General features: G+C 62.2%; 17 protein-coding genes. 3 read left to right on the forward strand and 14 right to left on the reverse strand.

Going from position 1 to position 17,217, the window contains the following annotated elements:
- Window positions 1-10 precede the first annotated feature (10 nt).
- The 5 genes from phoU to pstS form a co-directional block, all read right to left on the reverse strand.
- A complete protein-coding gene (gene phoU / locus ACCQ08_RS18245) occupies window positions 11-712 on the reverse strand; it encodes a phosphate signaling complex protein PhoU (RefSeq protein WP_373450583.1) in 702 nt (233 codons plus the stop codon).
- 43 nt (window positions 713-755) lie between these two features.
- The gene (pstB, locus tag ACCQ08_RS18250) at window positions 756-1,547 is read right to left on the reverse strand and encodes a phosphate ABC transporter ATP-binding protein PstB (protein WP_239811619.1); all 792 of its coding nucleotides are present in this window, start codon (window positions 1,545-1,547) and stop codon (window positions 756-758) included.
- Between the two features lie 19 nt (window positions 1,548-1,566).
- Window positions 1,567-2,448: a phosphate ABC transporter permease PstA gene (pstA, locus tag ACCQ08_RS18255; protein WP_239811618.1), complete on the reverse strand. Its 882-nt coding sequence runs from the start codon at window positions 2,446-2,448 to the stop codon at window positions 1,567-1,569.
- Window positions 2,445-3,416: a phosphate ABC transporter permease PstC gene (gene pstC / locus ACCQ08_RS18260; RefSeq protein ID WP_239811617.1), complete on the reverse strand. Its 972-nt coding sequence runs from the start codon at window positions 3,414-3,416 to the stop codon at window positions 2,445-2,447. The genes pstA and pstC overlap by 4 nt, the downstream gene beginning before the upstream one ends.
- A 114-nt stretch (window positions 3,417-3,530) precedes the next feature.
- Entirely contained in the window at window positions 3,531-4,568 is a 1,038-nt protein-coding gene (gene pstS, locus ACCQ08_RS18265; protein WP_239811616.1) for a phosphate ABC transporter substrate-binding protein PstS, read from the reverse strand.
- A 404-nt stretch (window positions 4,569-4,972) separates the two neighbouring features.
- Here pstS and ACCQ08_RS18270 point away from each other — a divergent pair, with 404 nt between their 5' ends.
- On the forward strand, window positions 4,973-6,493 hold the full coding sequence (locus ACCQ08_RS18270) for an exopolyphosphatase (protein WP_373450584.1): 1,521 nt from the start codon (window positions 4,973-4,975) through the stop codon (window positions 6,491-6,493).
- 46 nt (window positions 6,494-6,539) lie between these two features.
- Here ACCQ08_RS18270 and ACCQ08_RS18275 read toward each other — a convergent pair whose 3' ends face one another.
- From ACCQ08_RS18275 to ACCQ08_RS18300, 6 genes are all read right to left on the reverse strand, one after another.
- A complete protein-coding gene (locus ACCQ08_RS18275; protein WP_373450585.1) occupies window positions 6,540-7,514 on the reverse strand; it encodes a 2-hydroxyacid dehydrogenase in 975 nt (324 codons plus the stop codon).
- A 195-nt stretch (window positions 7,515-7,709) separates the two neighbouring features.
- Window positions 7,710-8,462: a GNAT family N-acetyltransferase gene (locus ACCQ08_RS18280; RefSeq protein ID WP_373450592.1), complete on the reverse strand. Its 753-nt coding sequence runs from the start codon at window positions 8,460-8,462 to the stop codon at window positions 7,710-7,712.
- Between the two features lie 265 nt (window positions 8,463-8,727).
- Window positions 8,728-10,062, reverse strand: coding sequence for a phosphoglucosamine mutase (glmM, locus tag ACCQ08_RS18285; RefSeq protein WP_312408695.1), 1,335 nt, complete (start codon window positions 10,060-10,062; stop codon window positions 8,728-8,730).
- 107 nt (window positions 10,063-10,169) lie between these two features.
- Entirely contained in the window at window positions 10,170-11,027 is an 858-nt protein-coding gene (gene folP, locus ACCQ08_RS18290; protein ID WP_373450586.1) for a dihydropteroate synthase, read from the reverse strand.
- A 66-nt stretch (window positions 11,028-11,093) separates the two neighbouring features.
- Complete coding sequence (gene ftsH, locus ACCQ08_RS18295) at window positions 11,094-13,016, reverse strand: ATP-dependent zinc metalloprotease FtsH (protein ID WP_239811613.1); 1,923 nt, start codon at window positions 13,014-13,016, stop codon at window positions 11,094-11,096.
- Between the two features lie 189 nt (window positions 13,017-13,205).
- The gene (locus tag ACCQ08_RS18300; protein ID WP_373450587.1) at window positions 13,206-13,874 is read right to left on the reverse strand and encodes an RlmE family RNA methyltransferase; all 669 of its coding nucleotides are present in this window, start codon (window positions 13,872-13,874) and stop codon (window positions 13,206-13,208) included.
- Between the two features lie 32 nt (window positions 13,875-13,906).
- Here ACCQ08_RS18300 and ACCQ08_RS18305 point away from each other — a divergent pair, with 32 nt between their 5' ends.
- Together ACCQ08_RS18305 and ACCQ08_RS18310 are read left to right on the forward strand one after the other, a co-directional pair.
- The gene (locus ACCQ08_RS18305) at window positions 13,907-14,380 is read left to right on the forward strand and encodes a YhbY family RNA-binding protein (RefSeq protein ID WP_021026578.1); all 474 of its coding nucleotides are present in this window, start codon (window positions 13,907-13,909) and stop codon (window positions 14,378-14,380) included.
- A gap of 25 nt (window positions 14,381-14,405) precedes the next feature.
- On the forward strand, window positions 14,406-15,125 hold the full coding sequence (locus ACCQ08_RS18310) for a glycosyltransferase (protein WP_239811611.1): 720 nt from the start codon (window positions 14,406-14,408) through the stop codon (window positions 15,123-15,125).
- 87 nt (window positions 15,126-15,212) lie between these two features.
- Here ACCQ08_RS18310 and ACCQ08_RS18315 read toward each other — a convergent pair whose 3' ends face one another.
- From ACCQ08_RS18315 to greA, 3 genes are read right to left on the reverse strand one after another with little or no spacing between them, the layout of a single operon-like run.
- Window positions 15,213-16,097: a Kdo hydroxylase family protein gene (locus ACCQ08_RS18315; protein ID WP_239811610.1), complete on the reverse strand. Its 885-nt coding sequence runs from the start codon at window positions 16,095-16,097 to the stop codon at window positions 15,213-15,215.
- A 46-nt stretch (window positions 16,098-16,143) separates the two neighbouring features.
- On the reverse strand, window positions 16,144-16,563 hold the full coding sequence (locus ACCQ08_RS18320) for a DUF4149 domain-containing protein (protein ID WP_239811609.1): 420 nt from the start codon (window positions 16,561-16,563) through the stop codon (window positions 16,144-16,146).
- A gap of 30 nt (window positions 16,564-16,593) precedes the next feature.
- On the reverse strand, window positions 16,594-17,070 hold the full coding sequence (greA, locus tag ACCQ08_RS18325; RefSeq protein WP_027010824.1) for a transcription elongation factor GreA: 477 nt from the start codon (window positions 17,068-17,070) through the stop codon (window positions 16,594-16,596).
- Window positions 17,071-17,217 lie beyond the last annotated feature (147 nt).

Below are 17,217 nucleotides of genomic sequence, written 5' to 3' on the forward strand. Positions count from 1 at the left end.
AACTCAGGCTTTACAAAACACTCGATTCAATTTCGTCCATCGTGGTGTGGCGCACATCAATGCCCTTGACCAGGTAGATGATGAGCTCGGCCACATTCTTGGAGTGGTCGCCGATGCGCTCGATGGCCTTGGCCAGGAACAGCAGGTCCAGGCTCGGGGAGATCTTGCGCGGATCTTCCATCATGTAGGTGATCAGCTTGCGCACAAAGCCATCGAACTCGGCATCGATCAGGTCGTCCTCCTTGAGGATTGATACGGCCGCTGCCGTGTCCAGGCGGGCAAAGGCGTCCAAGGTCTTGCGCAGCAGGCCCGAAGCCAGCTCGGCGGCCACGCGCAGGTCCGACGTCGGCAGCGAGCGGGCCGCACCGCTGTCGATGATGGATCCCACCATGCGCGCCATCTTGTGGGCTTCGTCGCCCATGCGCTCGAGGTTGGCCGTGGCCTTGGAAAACGCGATCAGCAGGCGCAGGTCGCGGGCCGTGGGCTGGCGGCGCGCAATGATCGTCGACAGTTCGTAGTCGATGTCCACTTCCAGCTGGTTGACGCGCTTTTCCTGTTCTTCTACCCGTACGACGGCCTCGGTGCTGAACTGCGACAGCGCATAGATGGCCTGCTGGATCTGGGATTCGACCAGACCGCCCAGCTCCATCACGCGTGAGGAGATGCTGTTGAGCTCGCTGTCGAACTGCGATGAGAGGTGCTTTTCTGTCATATCAGGCCCTTTTCGTTGTTGGGGTTGGCATCGCCGCGCCGGCTCAGCCGAAGCGACCGGTGATGTAGTCTTCGGTCTCTTTGCGCTGGGGCTTGAAGAACATCTGTTCGGTCGCACCGAACTCCATCAGGCTGCCCAGGTACATGTAGGCCGTGAAGTCGCTGCAACGCGCGGCTTGCTGCATGTTGTGGGTCACGATCACCACGGTGTAGTCGTCCTTGAGCTCGGCAATCAGCTCCTCGACCTTCGCGGTCGAGATCGGATCGAGTGCCGAGCAAGGCTCGTCGAGCAGCAGCACCTCGGGCTTGATCGCGATGCCGCGGGCAATGCACAGACGCTGCTGCTGGCCACCGGACAGGCCCGATCCGCTTTGACCCAGCTTGTCCTTGACCTCAGTCCACAGTGCGGCCTTGCGCAGCGCCCATTCCACGCGCTCTTCCATGTCGCTCTTGCCCAGGTCTTCGAACAGCTTCACGCCAAAGGCGATGTTGTCGTAAATCGACATCGGGAACGGCGTGGGCTTTTGGAAGACCATGCCGACCTTGGCGCGGATCAGCGCCACGTCCTGCTTGCTGGTCAGCAGGTTCTCGCCATCCAGCACGATCTGGCCTTCGGCGCGCTGCTCGGGGTAGAGCTCGAACATGCGGTTGAAGGTGCGCAGCAAGGTCGACTTGCCGCAGCCCGATGGGCCGATGAAGGCCGTCACCTTGTTTTCCGGGATTTCCAGGTTGATGTTCTTGAGCGCGTGGAACTTGCCGTAGTAGAAGTTCAGGTCCCGCACCGAGATCTTGGAGTTCAGTGCACTGGCATTTGCCGCATTGGTTTTCGTCAACATAGGGTTCACCTGTGAATGCTTATTTTTGGCGCGCCATGCTGCGCGCAAGGATGTTCAGACCCAGCACGGCCAGCGTGATCAGGAAGACGCCTGCCCAGGCCAGTTGCTGCCAGTTTTCATAAGGGCTCATCGCAAACTTGAAGATGGTGACCGGCAGGCTCGCCATCGGCTTGGACAGGTCGGTGTTCCAGAACTGGTTGTTCAGGGCGGTGAACAGCAGCGGAGCGGTTTCACCGGCGATGCGGGCCACGGCCAGCAGCACACCGGTGATCACCCCTGCGCGGGCTGCACGCAGGGTCACCATGCTGATGACCTTCCACTTCGGCGTACCGAGTGCGTAGGCGGCTTCGCGCAAGCTCGATGGCACGAGGATCAGCATGTTCTCGGTGGTGCGAATGACCACCGGAATCACGATCAGCGCCAACGCCACCACGCCGGCATAACCGGAGAAGCTCTTGAAGCGGATGACGATCATCGTGTAGACAAACAGACCGATCACGATCGACGGCGCCGACAGCAGAATGTCGTTGACAAAGCGCGTCACCGACGCGAGCCAGCCGGTCTTGTTGTACTCGGCCAGGTAGATACCGGCCATCACGCCGATCGGCGTGCCGACGAAGGTGGCCAAGGTCACCATCACCAGCGAGCCCCAGATGGCATTGGCGATACCGCCGATTTCATTGGGGGCAGGCGTCATCTGGGTGAGCAGTGCCACACTCAGCCCGCCCACGCCCAGGCGCAGGGTTTCCCACAAAATCCAGACCAGCCAGAACACGCCGAAGGCCATGGCTGCCAGCGACAGCGCGATGGCGATCTTGTTGACGCGGTTGCGCACGCGGTACTTGGCGGCGCGCTGGGCGGCCAGGTCCGAGGCCTGGATCAAGCTTTCTCCGGTGGTCATGCGCGGGCTCCTTCGTTCTTTTGCAGGCGGCTCAGCAGCAGTTTGGAGCATGCCAGCACGATGAATGTAATGAAGAACAGCGCCAGGCCCAGGTAGATCAGCGATGCCTGGTGCAGGCCTTCACCGGCCTCGGCGAACTCGTTGGCCAGGGCCGAGGTGATGCTGTTGGCCGCTTCGAAGACCGACAGCGAGTTGAGCTGGTTCATGTTGCCGATCACGAACGTGACGGCCATGGTCTCGCCCAGCGCGCGGCCCAGGCCCAGCATCACGCCACCGAATACACCGGTCTTGGTGTAGGGCAGCACGACCTTCCACATCACTTCCCAGGTGGTCGAGCCCAGGCCATAGGCCGACTCCTTGAGCAGCGCAGGGGTGACCTCGAACACATCGCGCATCACCGATGCGATGAAGGGGATGACCATGATGGCCAGGATGACACCGGCCGAGAAAATACCGATACCGACCGGCGGGCCGGAGAAGAAGGCTTCCAGATAAGGAACGCCTTGAAACAGGTTTTGCAGCGGCTGCTGCACATAAGTGGCCAGCAAGGGGCCAAACACCATCAAACCCCACATGCCGTAGACGATCGATGGCACGGCAGCGAGCAGTTCAATGGCGGTACCCAGCGGGCGCTTGAGCCAGACGGGCGACAGCTCGGTCAGGAACAGCGCAATGCCAAAGCTGACAGGCACTGCAATCAGCAGCGCGATAAACGAGGTGGCCAAGGTGCCGTAGATCATCACCAGACCGCCATAGCGGTTCTGGACAGGATCCCATTCACTGCTGAAGAAAAATCCGATGCCGTATTCGCGGATGGCTGGCCAGGCGCCAACGATCAGCGAAACCATGATGGCCAGCAGCAGACCCAAGGTCAGCACCGCTGCACCGCGCGCCAGGAACGCAAAAAAGCCGTCAGCGACGGAGTTGGAAAGCCATGGCTTGCGCGATGGAGGTTGGCTCGATTGCATCTGCGCTTTGCCGGCGGCAACCGTTTTGTTTTGAACAGGAAAGGATGTCGACACTTGTGATTCCATTCAGTGTGGGAAAGGGCCGCTACCCGAGCGGCCCCTCCTATTTTCGACTTACTTCGCGAACACAGCCTTGCCGCTGGCGTCCTTGATCTCGCCCCAGGACTTGTAGATGATGTCCTTGACGCTGGCAGGCATTGGCACGTAGTCCAGGCCGTCCGCCGTGCCGTCACCGGAGGTGTAGGCCCACTCGAAGAACTTCAGCGAAGTGGTGCCCTGGGCTGGCTTTTCCTGCAGCTTGCGCATCAGGATGAAGGTCGCCGAGGTGATGGGCCATGCATCCTTGCCAGGCTGGTTGTTCAAGATCTGGTAGAAGCTCTTGTTCCAGTCCGCACCGGCAGCAGCGGCCTTGAAGTTGGCGCTCTCCGGGCTGACAAAGTGGCCGTCGGCGTTTTGCAGCTGGGCGAACACCATCTTGTTTTGCTTGACGTAGGCGTACTCGACATAGCCGATGGAGTTGGGCAGGCGGCCCACATACGCGGCCACGCCTTCGTTGCCCTTGCCACCGGCACCGGTAGGCCAGTTCACGGCAGCGCCCTCACCCACTTTTTCCTTCCACTCGGTGTTGACCTTGGACAGGTAGTTGGTGAAGCCAAAGGTCGTGCCCGAGCCGTCAGCACGGCGCACGGGAGCGATGGTGGCGTCTGGCAGAGCCACGCCTGGGTTCAGCGCGGTGATCGCTGGGTCATTCCACTTGGTGATCTTGCCCAGGTAGATGTCGCCCAGCACCTGGCCGTTGAGCTTGAGCTGACCGGGCGCAATGCCCTTGATGTTGACCACGGGCACAATGCCGCCGATCACGGTGGGGAACTGCACCAGACCCTTTTGTGCCAGCTCTTCGTCCTTCAAAGGCATGTCGGAGGCACCAAAGTCCACCGTCTTGGCATCGATCTGCTTGATGCCTGCGCTCGAACCCACCGATTGGTAGTTGATCTTGACGCCCGTCGCCTTGTTGTAGTCAGCGGCCCACTTGGAATACAGGGGCGCTGGGAAGCTTGCGCCGGCACCGGTAGCCTCCTGGGCGTGAACCTGGGCAAATGCACCGGCGGCAACCAGACCGGCAACCAGCACTCGAATCGCGGACACTTTCATGAAAACTCCTGTTGGTGATGAAACGCAATGGAGTGAACTGTAAAAAAGGTATGTGACATTGATATGACATTTTTCGTCATCTTTGCCTCGTACGGAGGTCGATGTCACACAACAACGCCGCACAGGATTGTCATATTAGAGTCACGCGAAAGACTTACTTTTAAGTTTTGTCAGCATGCCGCTGTACAACGCAGGTACAGGAGCCGAGGGATCCCGTACACAGCCATCGCCTAGCGGGATGGACGCGGATCGGGATGAGACGCAAGCCGCCTTTTGCAGTCCATCGTGAACTATGGGCAAGAAAGACAATGCAGCGAATCGCCCGGGGCCTCGTTCGGACCATGGCAGGCCTTGCTGACGGTCCCCTGGTGCTATGCTGCCTGCCTGGACTGCAGAACCGATAGATGACGACACTTATGCTTGATGGCACCTTGCTTGCCGCCGTGGATCTGGGATCAAATAGTTTCCGCCTCGAAGTGGGCCGCTATGCGGCGGGCCATATTGAACGCGTGCAATATTTCAAGGAAATGGTACGCCAGGGCGCCGGGCTGGATGAGCAAGGCATGTTGACCGCCGAGGCAATGCAGCGCGGCTGGGACTGCCTGGCGCGCTTTGCCGAGCGGCTGGCCGGCTTTCCCGCCGCACATGTGCGAGCCGTAGCCACGCAGACCTTGCGCGAGGCGCGCAACAGCGACGTCTTCATCCAGCGCGCCAACCAGATTCTGGGTTACCCGATCAGCATCATCTCCGGGCCCGAGGAAGCGCGCCTGATCTACCAGGGCGCGGCCCATTCCCTGCCCCCGTCCGACGAGCGGCGTCTGGTCGTCGACATTGGTGGCCGCTCCACCGAGCTGATTCTGGGCCAGCGCTATACCTCGCAGCGTGTCGCCTCGTTTCCGGTCGGCAGCGTTGCCTGGTCGCTGCGCTATTTTCCGCAAGGCGAGTTCAGCAAATCAGCGCTGAAGACCGCGCAGATTGCGGCCCAGGCCGTCATGGAAGAAGCAGCCCACCATTTTGTGCCCGGCAGTTGGGACAGCGCCTATGGCACCTCGGGCACCGCCAACGCCATTGCCGATGTGCTTGCACTGTACGGCGGCCACCCCGATGTGGTGACGCGCGAGCAGTTGCACTGGCTGTGCGAGCAATTGTTGGCAGCGGGCAACGCCAGCCAGCTGCGGCTGGAAGGCCTCAAGGAAGAGCGCCGTGCAGTCATTGGCGGCGGCGTGACCGTGCTTTGCGCAGTGTTTGACCTGCTGCAGATCCAGGAGCTGCGCATCGCCAGCGGCGCGCTGCGCCAGGGCCTGCTGCGCGACATGGTGCAGCACGAGGAGTTCAGCGATATCCGCCACCGCACGATTGCCGCGCTCAAGGAACGCTACCAGGTGGACCGCACGCAGGCAGGCCGCGTGCAGCGCACTGCGGCAGCCTTGTACGAACAGGCGCGCCGCTACGCAGGTGCCACCGAGCCGGCCGAGCTGCAATCGCCGATGCTGGACTGGGCCAGCCAGCTCCATGAGATCGGTTGCCTGATCTCCCATACCGACCACCACCACCACGGCGCCTATGTGCTGGGCCACAGCGATGTGCCCGGCTTTACGCAGACCGAGCTGTCCCATCTGGCAGCGCTGGTGCTGGCCCAACATGGCAAGCTGCGCAAGGTCGAGGCCTTTCTGCAAGACCGCGATTTTGCGTTGGAGCTGCTGTGCCTGCGCCTGGCCACCCTGCTGTGCCATGCACGCCGCGACCCGGCGCTCGACCAGGTTTGTCTGCGCGACAAGACCGAAAAATGGTCGCTCAAGGTTGCCGCAGGCTGGGCCGAGCAGTTCCCCCAATCGGCCTATCTGCTGGAAGAGGAAGTGCTGGCCTGGCAGAAGACGCCGTATACCTTCCAGTTCAAGCAGGCGCTGGGCATCGCCGCCAAATAAATGCGCTGTACACCCAGGCCGGCAACGGCCCGGGTGTTTTTGCCGCTCAAGCGCCCAGGTCGACAGGCGCTACAGCGCCTTTGCCGGAGAACACCCCGGTCAGGTTGCCGATGAACTGCTCCAGGCTCGCCTGGGTGGCCTCGGGTGACCAGCCGGCCACATGGGGCGTGATGAGGATATTGGGCAGATCGACCAGCGGCTCAGGGCGGTGCGGCTCGCTTTCGTACACATCGATGCCGGCGCCTGCGATGGTGCCGTCCTTCAAGGCGGCAGCCAGTGCCAGCGTGTCGACCACCGAGCCGCGCGCAATATTGATCAGGTAACCGTTGGGGCCCAGCGCCTGCAGAATCTGGGCATTGACCAGATGCTTGGTGCCGGGGCCGCCCGGCGTGGCGCAGACCAGGATATCCGCCCAGCTGGCCAGCGCATGGAGCGAGTCGAAATAGCGGTGGGCCACGCCCGCCTTGAGCTGGCGGTTGTGGTAGCCCACCGGCATGTCAAAACCTTCGGCCCGCCTGGCGATCTTCAGACCAATATGGCCCAGCCCCAGGATCCCCAGCTTCTTGCCCGACACGCTGGGCGGATGGGCCAGGCTATAGCGGTCCACACCGGCACGGGCTTGCTGGTCCAATGTGCGGAAATTGCGCATCGATGCCAGGATCAGACCAAAGCTGTGGTCGGCCACGCTGGTGTCATTGGTGCCCGCCCCGGTCGCCAGCACAATACCTCGTGCGCGCAGCGCATCCAGCGCCAGCCCTTCGTAGCCCGCCCCCAAGGTGCAGGCCAGGCGCAGTTGGGGCATCTGGGCAATCTCTTCGGCCGTGAGCCCAATCGAGCCGATGGTCAGCACCGCCTGTGCCTGGCTGCCGTGCGAAGCCACGGCGCTGGCACGCAGTTCGGGCGTTGGCGCATACACCACCTGGGCATACGCACGGATCTGCTCGAGCAGCGGCTCAGCCATGGGATTGAATACCAGCAAGGTAATCGGCGATTGTGGGGATTGCGAGAGAGAGCTCACCATAAGTCCTTTGGATAGCAAAAAACACTGCCTGTACCACCAGCAGTGTTTTGATTATGAGGACTTTCCACTAGGCTTATTTACATCGCGTCAGTAGGCCTACGTTGCCACCGTGGTATGGCCCCACAACGTGAACCGTCACTTGCACCAGGCGTCTGGTGCTACAGGCTTGGGAGCGCCCGCAACCGGCTGCCCCCATCAACCCAGGAAGTGCTTGCGGTAGCGTGGAGGCAGGCGGTCCAGCTGCATCAGCATCGGCAGATCGGCGGTGTTGAAGTCCGGATCCCAGGCAGGGGCGCCAATCACCTCGGTGCCCACCCGCAGGTAGCCTTTGATCAACGCTGGCGGCTCGACATCCACCCGGTCGTTGAGCTGCTCCAGCGGCAGCGGCAGGTGCGGCACCACACGGTACTCGCTCGAAATCTGGCCCTTGGCCAGCAGCTGGCGCCAGATGCTGGCGGCGGCGTCACCGCTGACAATGCCGTTGTGCCACATCGGAATGCTGGCGCAGCCCATCATCACATCGAGCTTGTTGCGCAGCATGAAGCTGGCCAGCGCACCCCACAGCGCCATGATCACGCCGCCCTGGCGGTAGTCCGGATGCACGCAGCTGCGGCCCAGCTCGACCATGCGCGGGCGCAATGCATCAATGGCGCTGAGGTCAAACTCGCCGTCCGAATAGGTGCGGCCGGCCCGCAGCGCCTGGGCGGGCGTCAGCAGGCGGTAGGTGCCGATCACCTGACTGCTCTGGCATTGGCGCACCAGCAGGTGCTCGCAGTAGTCGTCAAAGGCGTCTACATCATGGCCTTCCAGGCTGGTTTGCAACTGCGCCCCCATCTCGCCGGCAAAGATCTGGTGGCGCAGGCGCTGGGCTTCGCGCACCTCGTCGAGGTGGCAGGCCCAGGAAACCTCGATCTCCAGTGGCTGGGGTGCTGCAGCGGGCACCGGCATGGGCGCCTGCTGCGGGGGCGCCGGGGTCGTGACAAGGGCGGTCTCGGATGCGCTGAAAAAGCTGTGTTTGTTGTGCATGGCAGAGCTCCTGTAGCGCCCTGCCGCCCGGCGATGCTGACTGGCCTCCTTGCGGGGCCTGTGCTTACGGGCTGGTACAGAGCGACTTCAGTGTCATATCCACACATGACAGCAAGATGTTCAGTGCATTACACGTTTATTAAAAATGTCACAACTGCACACCACTGGGCCCTTCGCCCTACGGGGCTCAGGACTGCCGCGCCACTTCTGCCAGCTGCTCGGCGCAGCGGCTGGCCCGGGCCGCATCAAAAGCCTCCACCATCACCCGCAGCAGCGGCTCGGTGCCACTGGGGCGGATCAGCACCCGGCCCTGACCGGCAAAATCGGCGGTGATGCTGCGTTCCAGCTCGGCCAGCTGGGTGTTGCGGCGCCAGTCCTGCCCCGGCTGCAAGCGCACATTGAGCAGCACCTGGGGGCACAGGCTCACACCGTCGAGCTGCTCGGCCACGCTCTGGTTGCGGCTCACACAGGCCTGCAGCACCTGCAATGCACTGACAAGGCCGTCGCCGGTGGTGTGCTTGTCCAGCGCCAACAGGTGGCCCGAACTCTCACCGCCCAGCACCCAGTTGCGGCGCTGCAGCTCTTCGAGCACATAGCGGTCACCCACCTTGGCACGCACCAGCTCCACGCCTTGCTTTTGCAACGCTGCCTCGACCGCCAGGTTGGTCATCAAGGTGCCTACCACGCCTGGTACCTTCTTGCCACGGCGCAGACGGTCCATCGCCATCAGATACAGCAGCTCGTCGCCGTTGTACAGCCGCCCCTTGGCATCGACCAGTTGCAACCGGTCGGCATCGCCATCCAGTGCCACCCCCAGATCGGCGCCATTGGAGCGCACCGAGCGCACCAGTGCATCGGGGTGGGTTGCCCCGACATCGTGGTTGATGTTGAGGCCATCGGGATGGCAGCCGATGGTGATGACCTCTGCCCCCAGCTCGTGGAACACCTTGGGGGCAATATGGTAGGCGGCGCCGTGCGCGGCATCGACGACGATCTTCAGCCCGCGCAAGGTCAGGCGGTGGTCAAAGGTGCTCTTGCAGAACTCGATGTAGCGGCCAGGCGCATCGTCCAGACGGCGGGCCTTGCCCAGCGCTGCCGAGGGCACCCAGTCAAAACCCTCCATCAGCGCAGCTTCCACCGACTCTTCCCAGCTGTCGGGCAGCTTGGCGCCTTCGGCGCTGAAGAACTTGATGCCGTTGTCGTCAAAGGGATTGTGGCTGGCGCTGATGACGACACCCAGGCTGGCGCGCTGGGCGCGTGTCAGGTAGGCCACGCCGGGGGTCGGTAAAGGCCCCAGCAGCACCACATCGACGCCGGCCGAATTGAGACCCGACTCCAGCGCGCTTTCGAGCATATAGCCCGAGATGCGGGTGTCCTTGCCAATCAGCACGGTGGGCCGCTCCTGCTCGCGGCGCAGCACCCGGCCCACCGCATGGCCCAGGCGCAATACAAAATCAGGGGTGATCGGCGGCTTGCCTACCGTGCCACGGATGCCATCGGTTCCAAAATACTGTCGTGCCATAGTGTTCTTTGTTGTGGAGGGCGAGGGAGAAAGTCAAGCGGTGCCATCGGCGGTGCATGGCGCTTAGCAGTGTAGCGCCTGGCCCACTGTGTCATCCGCAAACCGGGTCAGCCCTGTGCATCCAGCGCATGCGGTGCGCGCATGGCCTGCAGCACGGCCAGCGCATCGCAGGTCTCGCGCACGTCATGGACGCGCACAATGGCGGCGCCATGCTCCACGGACAACAGCGCGGCCGCAATGCTGGCGGGCATGCGCTCGCCCACCACACGCCCCGTCACCTTGCCCAGCGACCCCTTGCGCGACCAGCCTGCCAGCAGCGGGTAGCCCGCCGCAGCCAGGCGCGGCTGCTGCTGCAGCAACGCAAAGTTCTGGCCCGGGCTTTTGCCAAAGCCGGTGCCGGCATCCCAGACGATGCGCTCGGCCTGCACGCCCAGTGCCTCCAGGCTGCGGGTATGGCTTTGCAAAAAGTCCAGCACCTCGGCCGTCACATCACCCTCCTGCGCCATGTGCTGCTGGTGCATGGTCTGGGGGTTGGCATGCATGTGCATCAGGCAGACGCCGCACTGCGCATGGCGGGCCACCACGGCCTGCGCGCCTGGCTGGCGCAGCGCCCAGATGTCGTTGATGATGTCGGCGCCCAGGTCCAGCACTGCCTGCATCACCTCGGGCTTGTAGGTATCGACGGAGACCGGCACCTGCAGGGCCACGGCCGCCTTCACCACCGGCAGCACCCGGCGCAACTCTTCCTCCAGCGGCACCGCAGGGCTGCCAGGGCGGGTCGATTCACCGCCGATATCCAGAATATGTGCGCCATCGGCCAGCAGCTTTTCCGCATGGATCATTGCGGCAGAGACGCCCTCGTGGCTGCCGCCATCCGAGAACGAATCCGGCGTGACATTGACGATGCCCATCACCTGCGGCTGGGTCAGATCGATACGAAAGCGGGTGGTTTGCCAGTGGCGCATCAGAAGGTCCTTGTGTCAATAAAAAAAGCGCTCGGTGAGAGCGCTTTTCGGTGCTGTCTATCGCGATCAGACGGCGTTGTGTGCAGGCTCGGTCACCACCGTGGGGCTGCCGCCTGCGCCGCCGTCATTGCTGCTCGACGGGGGGTTGCGTGGCGTCCAATCCTTCGGAGGACGGGGCGCCTTGCCGGCCATGATGTCGTCCAGCTGCTCGGCGTCGATGGTTTCCCATTCCAGCATGGCCTTGGCCATCGCATGCATCTTGTCGCTGTGCTCTTCGATCAGTTTACGCGCCAGGCTGTACTGCTCGTCGATGATGCGGCGCACTTCGGCATCCACCTTCTGCATCGTCTCTTCGCTGATGTTGCTCGGCTTGCTCATCGAACGGCCCAGGAAAGGCTCGCCTTCCTGCTCCGCATAGACCATCGGGCCCAGCGCATCGGTCATGCCGTAGCGGGTGACCATGTCACGTGCCAGCTGGGTGGCCTTGTTGAAGTCATCCGATGCACCCGTGGTCATCTGGTTCATGAACACTTCTTCGGCAATCCGGCCGCCAAACAGCATGGCGATGCGGCTCAGCGCCCATTCCTTGTCGTAACCGTAGCGGTCCTTCTCAGGCAGGGTGAACGTCACGCCCAGCGCACGGCCACGCGGCACGATCGTGACCTTGTGCACCGGATCGCACTTGGGCAGCAGCTTGCCGATCAGCGCATGGCCGGCTTCGTGGTAGGCCGTGTTCTTCAGCTCTTCGGGGTCCATCACCGCAGACTTGCGCTCCGGGCCCATGAAAATCTTGTCCTTGGCCTTTTCGAAATCCTGCATCTCCACGGTGCGTGCATTGCGGCGGGCCGCCATCAGCGCAGCTTCGTTGCACAGGTTGGCCAGATCGGCACCGGACATGCCGGGCGTGCCACGGGCGATGATGTTGGGGTTCACATCCTGGCCCACGGGGATCTTGCGCATGTGCACGTTCAGGATCTGTTCGCGGCCACGCACATCAGGCAGGGTCACATAGACCTGGCGGTCGAAACGGCCGGGACGCAGCAAGGCGGCATCGAGGATGTCGGGACGGTTGGTGGCAGCCACCACGATCACACCCATGTTGGTCTCGAAACCATCCATCTCGACTAGCATCTGGTTCAAGGTCTGCTCGCGCTCGTCATTGCCACCGCCCATACCGGCGCCACGCTGGCGGCCGACGGCGTCGATTTCATCGATGAAGATGATGCAAGGCGCATTCTTCTTCGCGTTCTCGAACATGTCACGCACACGGGCAGCACCGACGCCAACGAACATTTCCACGAAGTCGGAGCCGGAGATCGAGAAGAACGGCACCTTCGCTTCGCCGGCAATGGACTTGGCCAGCAGGGTCTTGCCGGTACCGGGAGGGCCGACCAGCAGCAGACCACGGGGAATGCGGCCGCCCAGCTTCTGGAACTTGTTGGGGTCCTTCAGGAAATCGACGACTTCCTTGACTTCTTCCTTGGCCTCGTCGCAACCAGCCACATCGGCAAAGGTGACGCTGTTGTTGTTTTCGTCGAGCATGCGCGCCTTGGACTTGCCAAAACTGAACGCCCCGCCCTTGCCGCCGCCTTGCATCTGGCGCATGAAGTAGACCCAGACCCCAATCAGCAGCAGCATCGGGCCCCAGCTGATCAGCAGGCTCATCAGCAGCGAGCCCTCTTCGCGCTCCTTCACGTCGAACTTGACGTTGTTGTTGATCAGGTCGCCAACCAGGCCACGGTCCATGTAGGTCGCCGTGGTCTGGAGCTTGCGATCGTCACCGGTCGTCGCCGTGATCACCGTGCCGGCAGGGCTCTCCTGCAGGGTCGCGGTCTTGATGCGGCCATTGCGGACGTCTTGCAAAAACTCGGAATACGGGATCTTGTTCGCGCTGGCGCCTGCACGGTTGTCCAATTGCTTGAACACGGTGAACAGCACCATGGCAATGACAAGCCATACGGCGATCTTAGAAAACCACTGATTGTTCAAGGGGGCTCCAGTAGTAGGAAATCAGAAAAGACACAGAATCTGCTGTGTCAGATATGCACTATTTTAGGACTTTCAAGGGTAAATGCTTGCGCTATCCCCTTGGTGGCACGCAGGATTGCTCAGTAAGCCTATTGTCTCAGTGTTTAAGCAACCTCAAAACATCCCGTCTCGGGCGCTGCCGCATCTGGCTCAACGCTGCGTCTCGGGTTTGAGACGGATGCCGATCAAATAGGTTTCCGAAGATTTGTCACGCGAGGCCTTGGGTTTGTAAGGCTTGACGACCTGGAAGGTCTGCTTGAACAAATCCACCAGTTGCGAGTAGCCACTGCCATGGAACAGCTTGACCACCAAGGTGCCCTCGGGCTTCATATGCTGGCAGGTAAAGTCCACGGCCAGCTCGATCAGGTGGGCGATACGGGCGGCGTCCACGTTTTCCACGCCCGACAGATTGGGCGCCATGTCCGAAATCACCACATCGACGCGGCGCTTGGCGAGCGTCGCCTCCAGCTGGTCCAGCACTTCCTGCTCGCGAAAATCGCCCAGGATGAAATCCACACCTTCGATGGGCTCCATCGGCAGCATGTCCAGCCCGATGATGGCGCCGTTGAGCTCACCCACGGCAGCGCCCTCGGGCGAGAGGCGGCGGCGCACGTACTGGCTCCAGGCGCCCGGCGTGGAGCCCAGATCGACCACCACATCACCCGGCCGGATCAGCTTGAAGTGCTCGTCGATTTCCTTGAGCTTGTAGACCGCACGGGCGCGGTAGCCGTCTTTTTGCGCTGCCCGCACATAGGGGTCATTGATGTGCTGATTGAGCCAAGTCTTGTTGACCTTCTTGGTTTTAGTACTAACTTTCATGTTTTCTCCCGGGAGCCCCGATAATACGGGCTATGCCCCAAATACAACTTACTCCCGCCCAACGTCGCGAGCACCGCGCCGAAGCTCACCACCTTGACCCCGTGGTTCTGATTGGCGGTGACGGCTTGACCGAAGCCGTCGAAAAAGAGGTCGACCTGGCCCTGAATGCCCATGGCCTGATCAAGATCCGTGTTTTCTCCGATGACCGCGCCAACCGCGAGGCCATCTTCCTGAAGCTGACCGACTCGCTCAATGCAGCGCCTATCCAGCACATCGGCAAGCTGCTGGTGTTGTGGCGCCCAATGCCCGAGAAGGAAAAGCAACTCGATGAAGACCGCAAGGCCGGTCCGCGCGAAGTCAAGGTGCTCAAGTTCAGCAAGAACGTCTGGCAAAAGCCCGAGGTCAAGCAGATCCGCATCCTCGGCAACCAGCGCCTGACGGCCGGCGGCCAGGTCAAGCGCGCCAAGCCCAAGCAAAAGTCGATCAAAAAGCAGCAGGGCAGCTAGTGTGACCGATCGCCACATCCTTTGCATGAAATGGGGTACCAAATATGGCCCCGACTATGTCAATCGGCTGTACGCCATGGTTCGCCGCCATCTGAGTGGCGATTTTCGCTTTGTCTGCCTGACCGACGACACGCAAGGGATTCGCAGCGAAGTGGAATGCCACCCGATTCCGGACCTGAACATCCAGCTGGCCCCCGGCCAGCGCGATGGGGCCTGGAAAAAGCTCACCACCTTCGAGCAGGATCTGTATGGCCTCCAGGGCCAGGCGCTGTTCCTGGACCTGGATGTGGTGATCGTCGGCAGCCTGGATGAGTTCTTTACCCTGCCAGGTGAATTTCGCATCATCCACGACTACCCGCGTTTTTGGCGCTTTGGCAAACGCATTGTCGGCAACTCCTCGGTCTACCGCTTTACCTTGGGCGCTCACGCCGATGTGCTGGCCAACTTCCGCGCCAACACCGAGCAGTTGCGCGCCCAGTACCGCAATGAGCAGGAGTACCTGTCGCACTTTCTGCACCAGCAGGGCAAGCTCGATTACTGGCCTGCCGCCTGGTGCCCGAGCTTCAAGTACTACTGCATCCCCACCTGGCCGAGCAACTACTGGAAAGAGCCGGTACCGCCTGCCGATGCGCGCATCGTCATCTTCCACGGTGAGGTCAACCCGCCCGATGCCTTGCAAGGCCTGCGCAACAAGCGCTTCCACCATATCCAGCCAGCCCGCTGGATTGAAAAGGCCTGGGGCTGAACCAGCCTACCCATAAAAACCAAAGGCGTTGATCTCTGTGATCAACGCCTTTTTTTATGGCCCGCGATGGGCTTTGGTTCAGCAGGATCAGCGCTGGTCCGCCGCCACCAGCGCATGGCCTTGCATGCGCGTCAAAATCGCCAGCGGGCTCGCATCCGGGTTGTACTCCTTGCCCGGCGGCAGGAAGAAAGTCTGCTCCAGCATGTACTGGCCCGACATGACGGCATGCACCGCCTGGTCCGAAAAGCAGACCCAGCTGGAGCCGGCGGCAAAGGGCACGGTCTCCTGCGGCGCATTGCGCTGGTAGTCCATGTCGCCTTTCATGCCATCGTGCAGCTGCAGCATCAGGTGGTCATACTCGCTGCGCAGCGACTTGGTCACATGCAGCAGGGCCAGCGCCTTGGCCTGCCATGCCACATAGGGCTTGGCACGGGGCAGAAACTTGCGCGCCACATCCTCGAAAGGCTCGCCCACGCGCCAGACGCGGGGCTGGCCATCGGGGTTTACATTGCTGAACACGCGCAGGATACGCTCGCCGTAGTTGGGCCGCGACGGGAAGGCGTCCACATGCATGCGCTTGTCGTCAGCACGCCAGGACTGGGCACGGGTCTCCACCTGCGAGGGACGGTAGCTCGTGGGCGCCATGCGCACCAGCGGCATGTAGTCGGGGAACAGGCCGGCAATCAGCGCGGTCGCCTGCGCACGAAAGCGCGTGACCATGGCCGCAACGGCCGCCTGTGTGGCCGCGTCTCCGGCAACACCCTTGATGCTGCCATCCACATTCAGGCTGATGTTGCGCGACTTGGGGTCGCGCACATCGGGGCGCAGCAGCGTCTTTTCCTGGTCGGAGAGTGCAAACGCGAGTTGGGGGAAATACAGCACCTTGCCGGATTCCACGGCGGCCGTCCATTCCGGACGGCCCGGTGTGTTGCGCCAGTCATTGGCGTCTATGGAAACGATGGGAGATTGCATGGCACACCCAGTGTAGCGCGGCGGCGGGCGATCGCCTTGGGCCAGATCAAGCCCGTGGTGCTGGTGCGGATGTCCGCCACAGCACCAGGGCGGCACACAGCCACTGCAGCGCATACAGCAAGGTGCCCAGGCCGTGCCAGAGCTTGAGGTTCTCGCGCTGCACGATCTTGGGCGATATGCCGTATTGCACGACCAGCGCCATCAGCATGCCCGCCAGCACAAAGCCCAAGGCCGCACGGGCCCAGGGCTGGATGGTGTTGCTGGCCTTGTCCTTGGCCAGCACCAGCAGCACCAGACCACAGGCCAGCGACACCCAGGTCTGCGCCGCAAACAGCTTGGCAGCCATGAAGCCCGCCATCGATGCCTGCGGCAGGTTGGCAAACAGCATCGGCACGGCCATGAAGCCAATGGCCGACAGACTGCCCCACCACAGCGCGGCAGCGAAAACAGGCAGGCGGTGTTTCATCGCGGGCTCGGTACGCAGTGGCCGATGGCTTTAGAGGTAGCGCACGGCCACGACTTCGTAGCGGCGCTCGCCACCGGGGGCTTGAACGACGGCGGTGTCGCCCTCTTCCTTGCCGATCAGTGCGCGTGCAATGGGGCTGGAGACGTTGATCAGACCTTGCTTGAGGTCGGCCTCGTCTTCACCCACGATCTGGTAGGTCACCGGATCGCCGCTGTCCTCATCGGCCAGGTCCACCGTGGCGCCAAACACCACCTTGCCGCCCGCATCGAGCTGCGAGGGGTCAATGATCTGGGCGGCCGACAGCTTGGCCTCCACTTCCTGGATGCGGCCTTCAATAAAGCCCTGGCGGTCTTTGGCCGCATCGTATTCGGCGTTTTCGCTCAGATCGCCATGCGAGCGGGCTTCCGCAATGGCCGCAATGACGCCTGGGCGGTCCACGGTCTTGAGGCGTTGCAGCTCTTCCTTGAGCTTTTCTGCACCGCGCTTGGTAATGGGGATAGTGGCCATCTCGGTCTCCACAAACAGTCAAGATGCCAGCACTGTGGCTGGCATCTGGTAGACATCCGCCTGCTAAGCGGCGGGGGTTCAAAAGCAAACCGCCGCGCTGGGGAGCGCGGCGGTTGCGAGGCAGTCTCTATTATGCCGATTTTTGAG

The organism is Comamonas sp. SY3, assembly GCF_041730275.1.
Taxonomy (GTDB): domain Bacteria; phylum Pseudomonadota; class Gammaproteobacteria; order Burkholderiales; family Burkholderiaceae_C; genus Comamonas; species Comamonas sediminis.

Bases quoted from the DNA above. Each gene is read 5' to 3' on its own strand.
- pstA (WP_239811618.1), bottom strand. From the start codon at position 2,448: ATGACCACCGGAGAAAGCTTGATCCAGGCCTCGGACCTGGCCGCCCAG.
- pstS (WP_239811616.1), bottom strand. From the start codon at position 4,568: ATGAAAGTGTCCGCGATTCGAGTGCTGGTTGCCGGTCTGGTTGCCGCC.
- ACCQ08_RS18280 (WP_373450592.1), bottom strand. From the start codon at position 8,462: ATGCCGGTGCCCGCTGCAGCACCCCAGCCACTGGAGATCGAGGTTTCC.
- ACCQ08_RS18300 (WP_373450587.1), bottom strand. From the start codon at position 13,874: ATGAAAGTTAGTACTAAAACCAAGAAGGTCAACAAGACTTGGCTCAAT.
- ACCQ08_RS18320 (WP_239811609.1), bottom strand. From the start codon at position 16,563: ATGAAACACCGCCTGCCTGTTTTCGCTGCCGCGCTGTGGTGGGGCAGT.
- folP (WP_373450586.1), bottom strand. From the start codon at position 11,027: ATGCGCCACTGGCAAACCACCCGCTTTCGTATCGATCTGACCCAGCCG.
- pstB (WP_239811619.1), bottom strand. From the start codon at position 1,547: ATGTTGACGAAAACCAATGCGGCAAATGCCAGTGCACTGAACTCCAAG.
- glmM (WP_312408695.1), bottom strand. From the start codon at position 10,062: ATGGCACGACAGTATTTTGGAACCGATGGCATCCGTGGCACGGTAGGC.
- ACCQ08_RS18305 (WP_021026578.1), top strand. From the start codon at position 13,907: ATGCCCCAAATACAACTTACTCCCGCCCAACGTCGCGAGCACCGCGCC.
- pstC (WP_239811617.1), bottom strand. From the start codon at position 3,416: ATGCAATCGAGCCAACCTCCATCGCGCAAGCCATGGCTTTCCAACTCC.
- phoU (WP_373450583.1), bottom strand. From the start codon at position 712: ATGACAGAAAAGCACCTCTCATCGCAGTTCGACAGCGAGCTCAACAGC.
- ACCQ08_RS18315 (WP_239811610.1), bottom strand. From the start codon at position 16,097: ATGCAATCTCCCATCGTTTCCATAGACGCCAATGACTGGCGCAACACA.
- ACCQ08_RS18275 (WP_373450585.1), bottom strand. From the start codon at position 7,514: ATGGTGAGCTCTCTCTCGCAATCCCCACAATCGCCGATTACCTTGCTG.
- ACCQ08_RS18310 (WP_239811611.1), top strand. From the start codon at position 14,406: ATGAAATGGGGTACCAAATATGGCCCCGACTATGTCAATCGGCTGTAC.
- ACCQ08_RS18270 (WP_373450584.1), top strand. From the start codon at position 4,973: ATGACGACACTTATGCTTGATGGCACCTTGCTTGCCGCCGTGGATCTG.
- greA (WP_027010824.1), bottom strand. From the start codon at position 17,070: ATGGCCACTATCCCCATTACCAAGCGCGGTGCAGAAAAGCTCAAGGAA.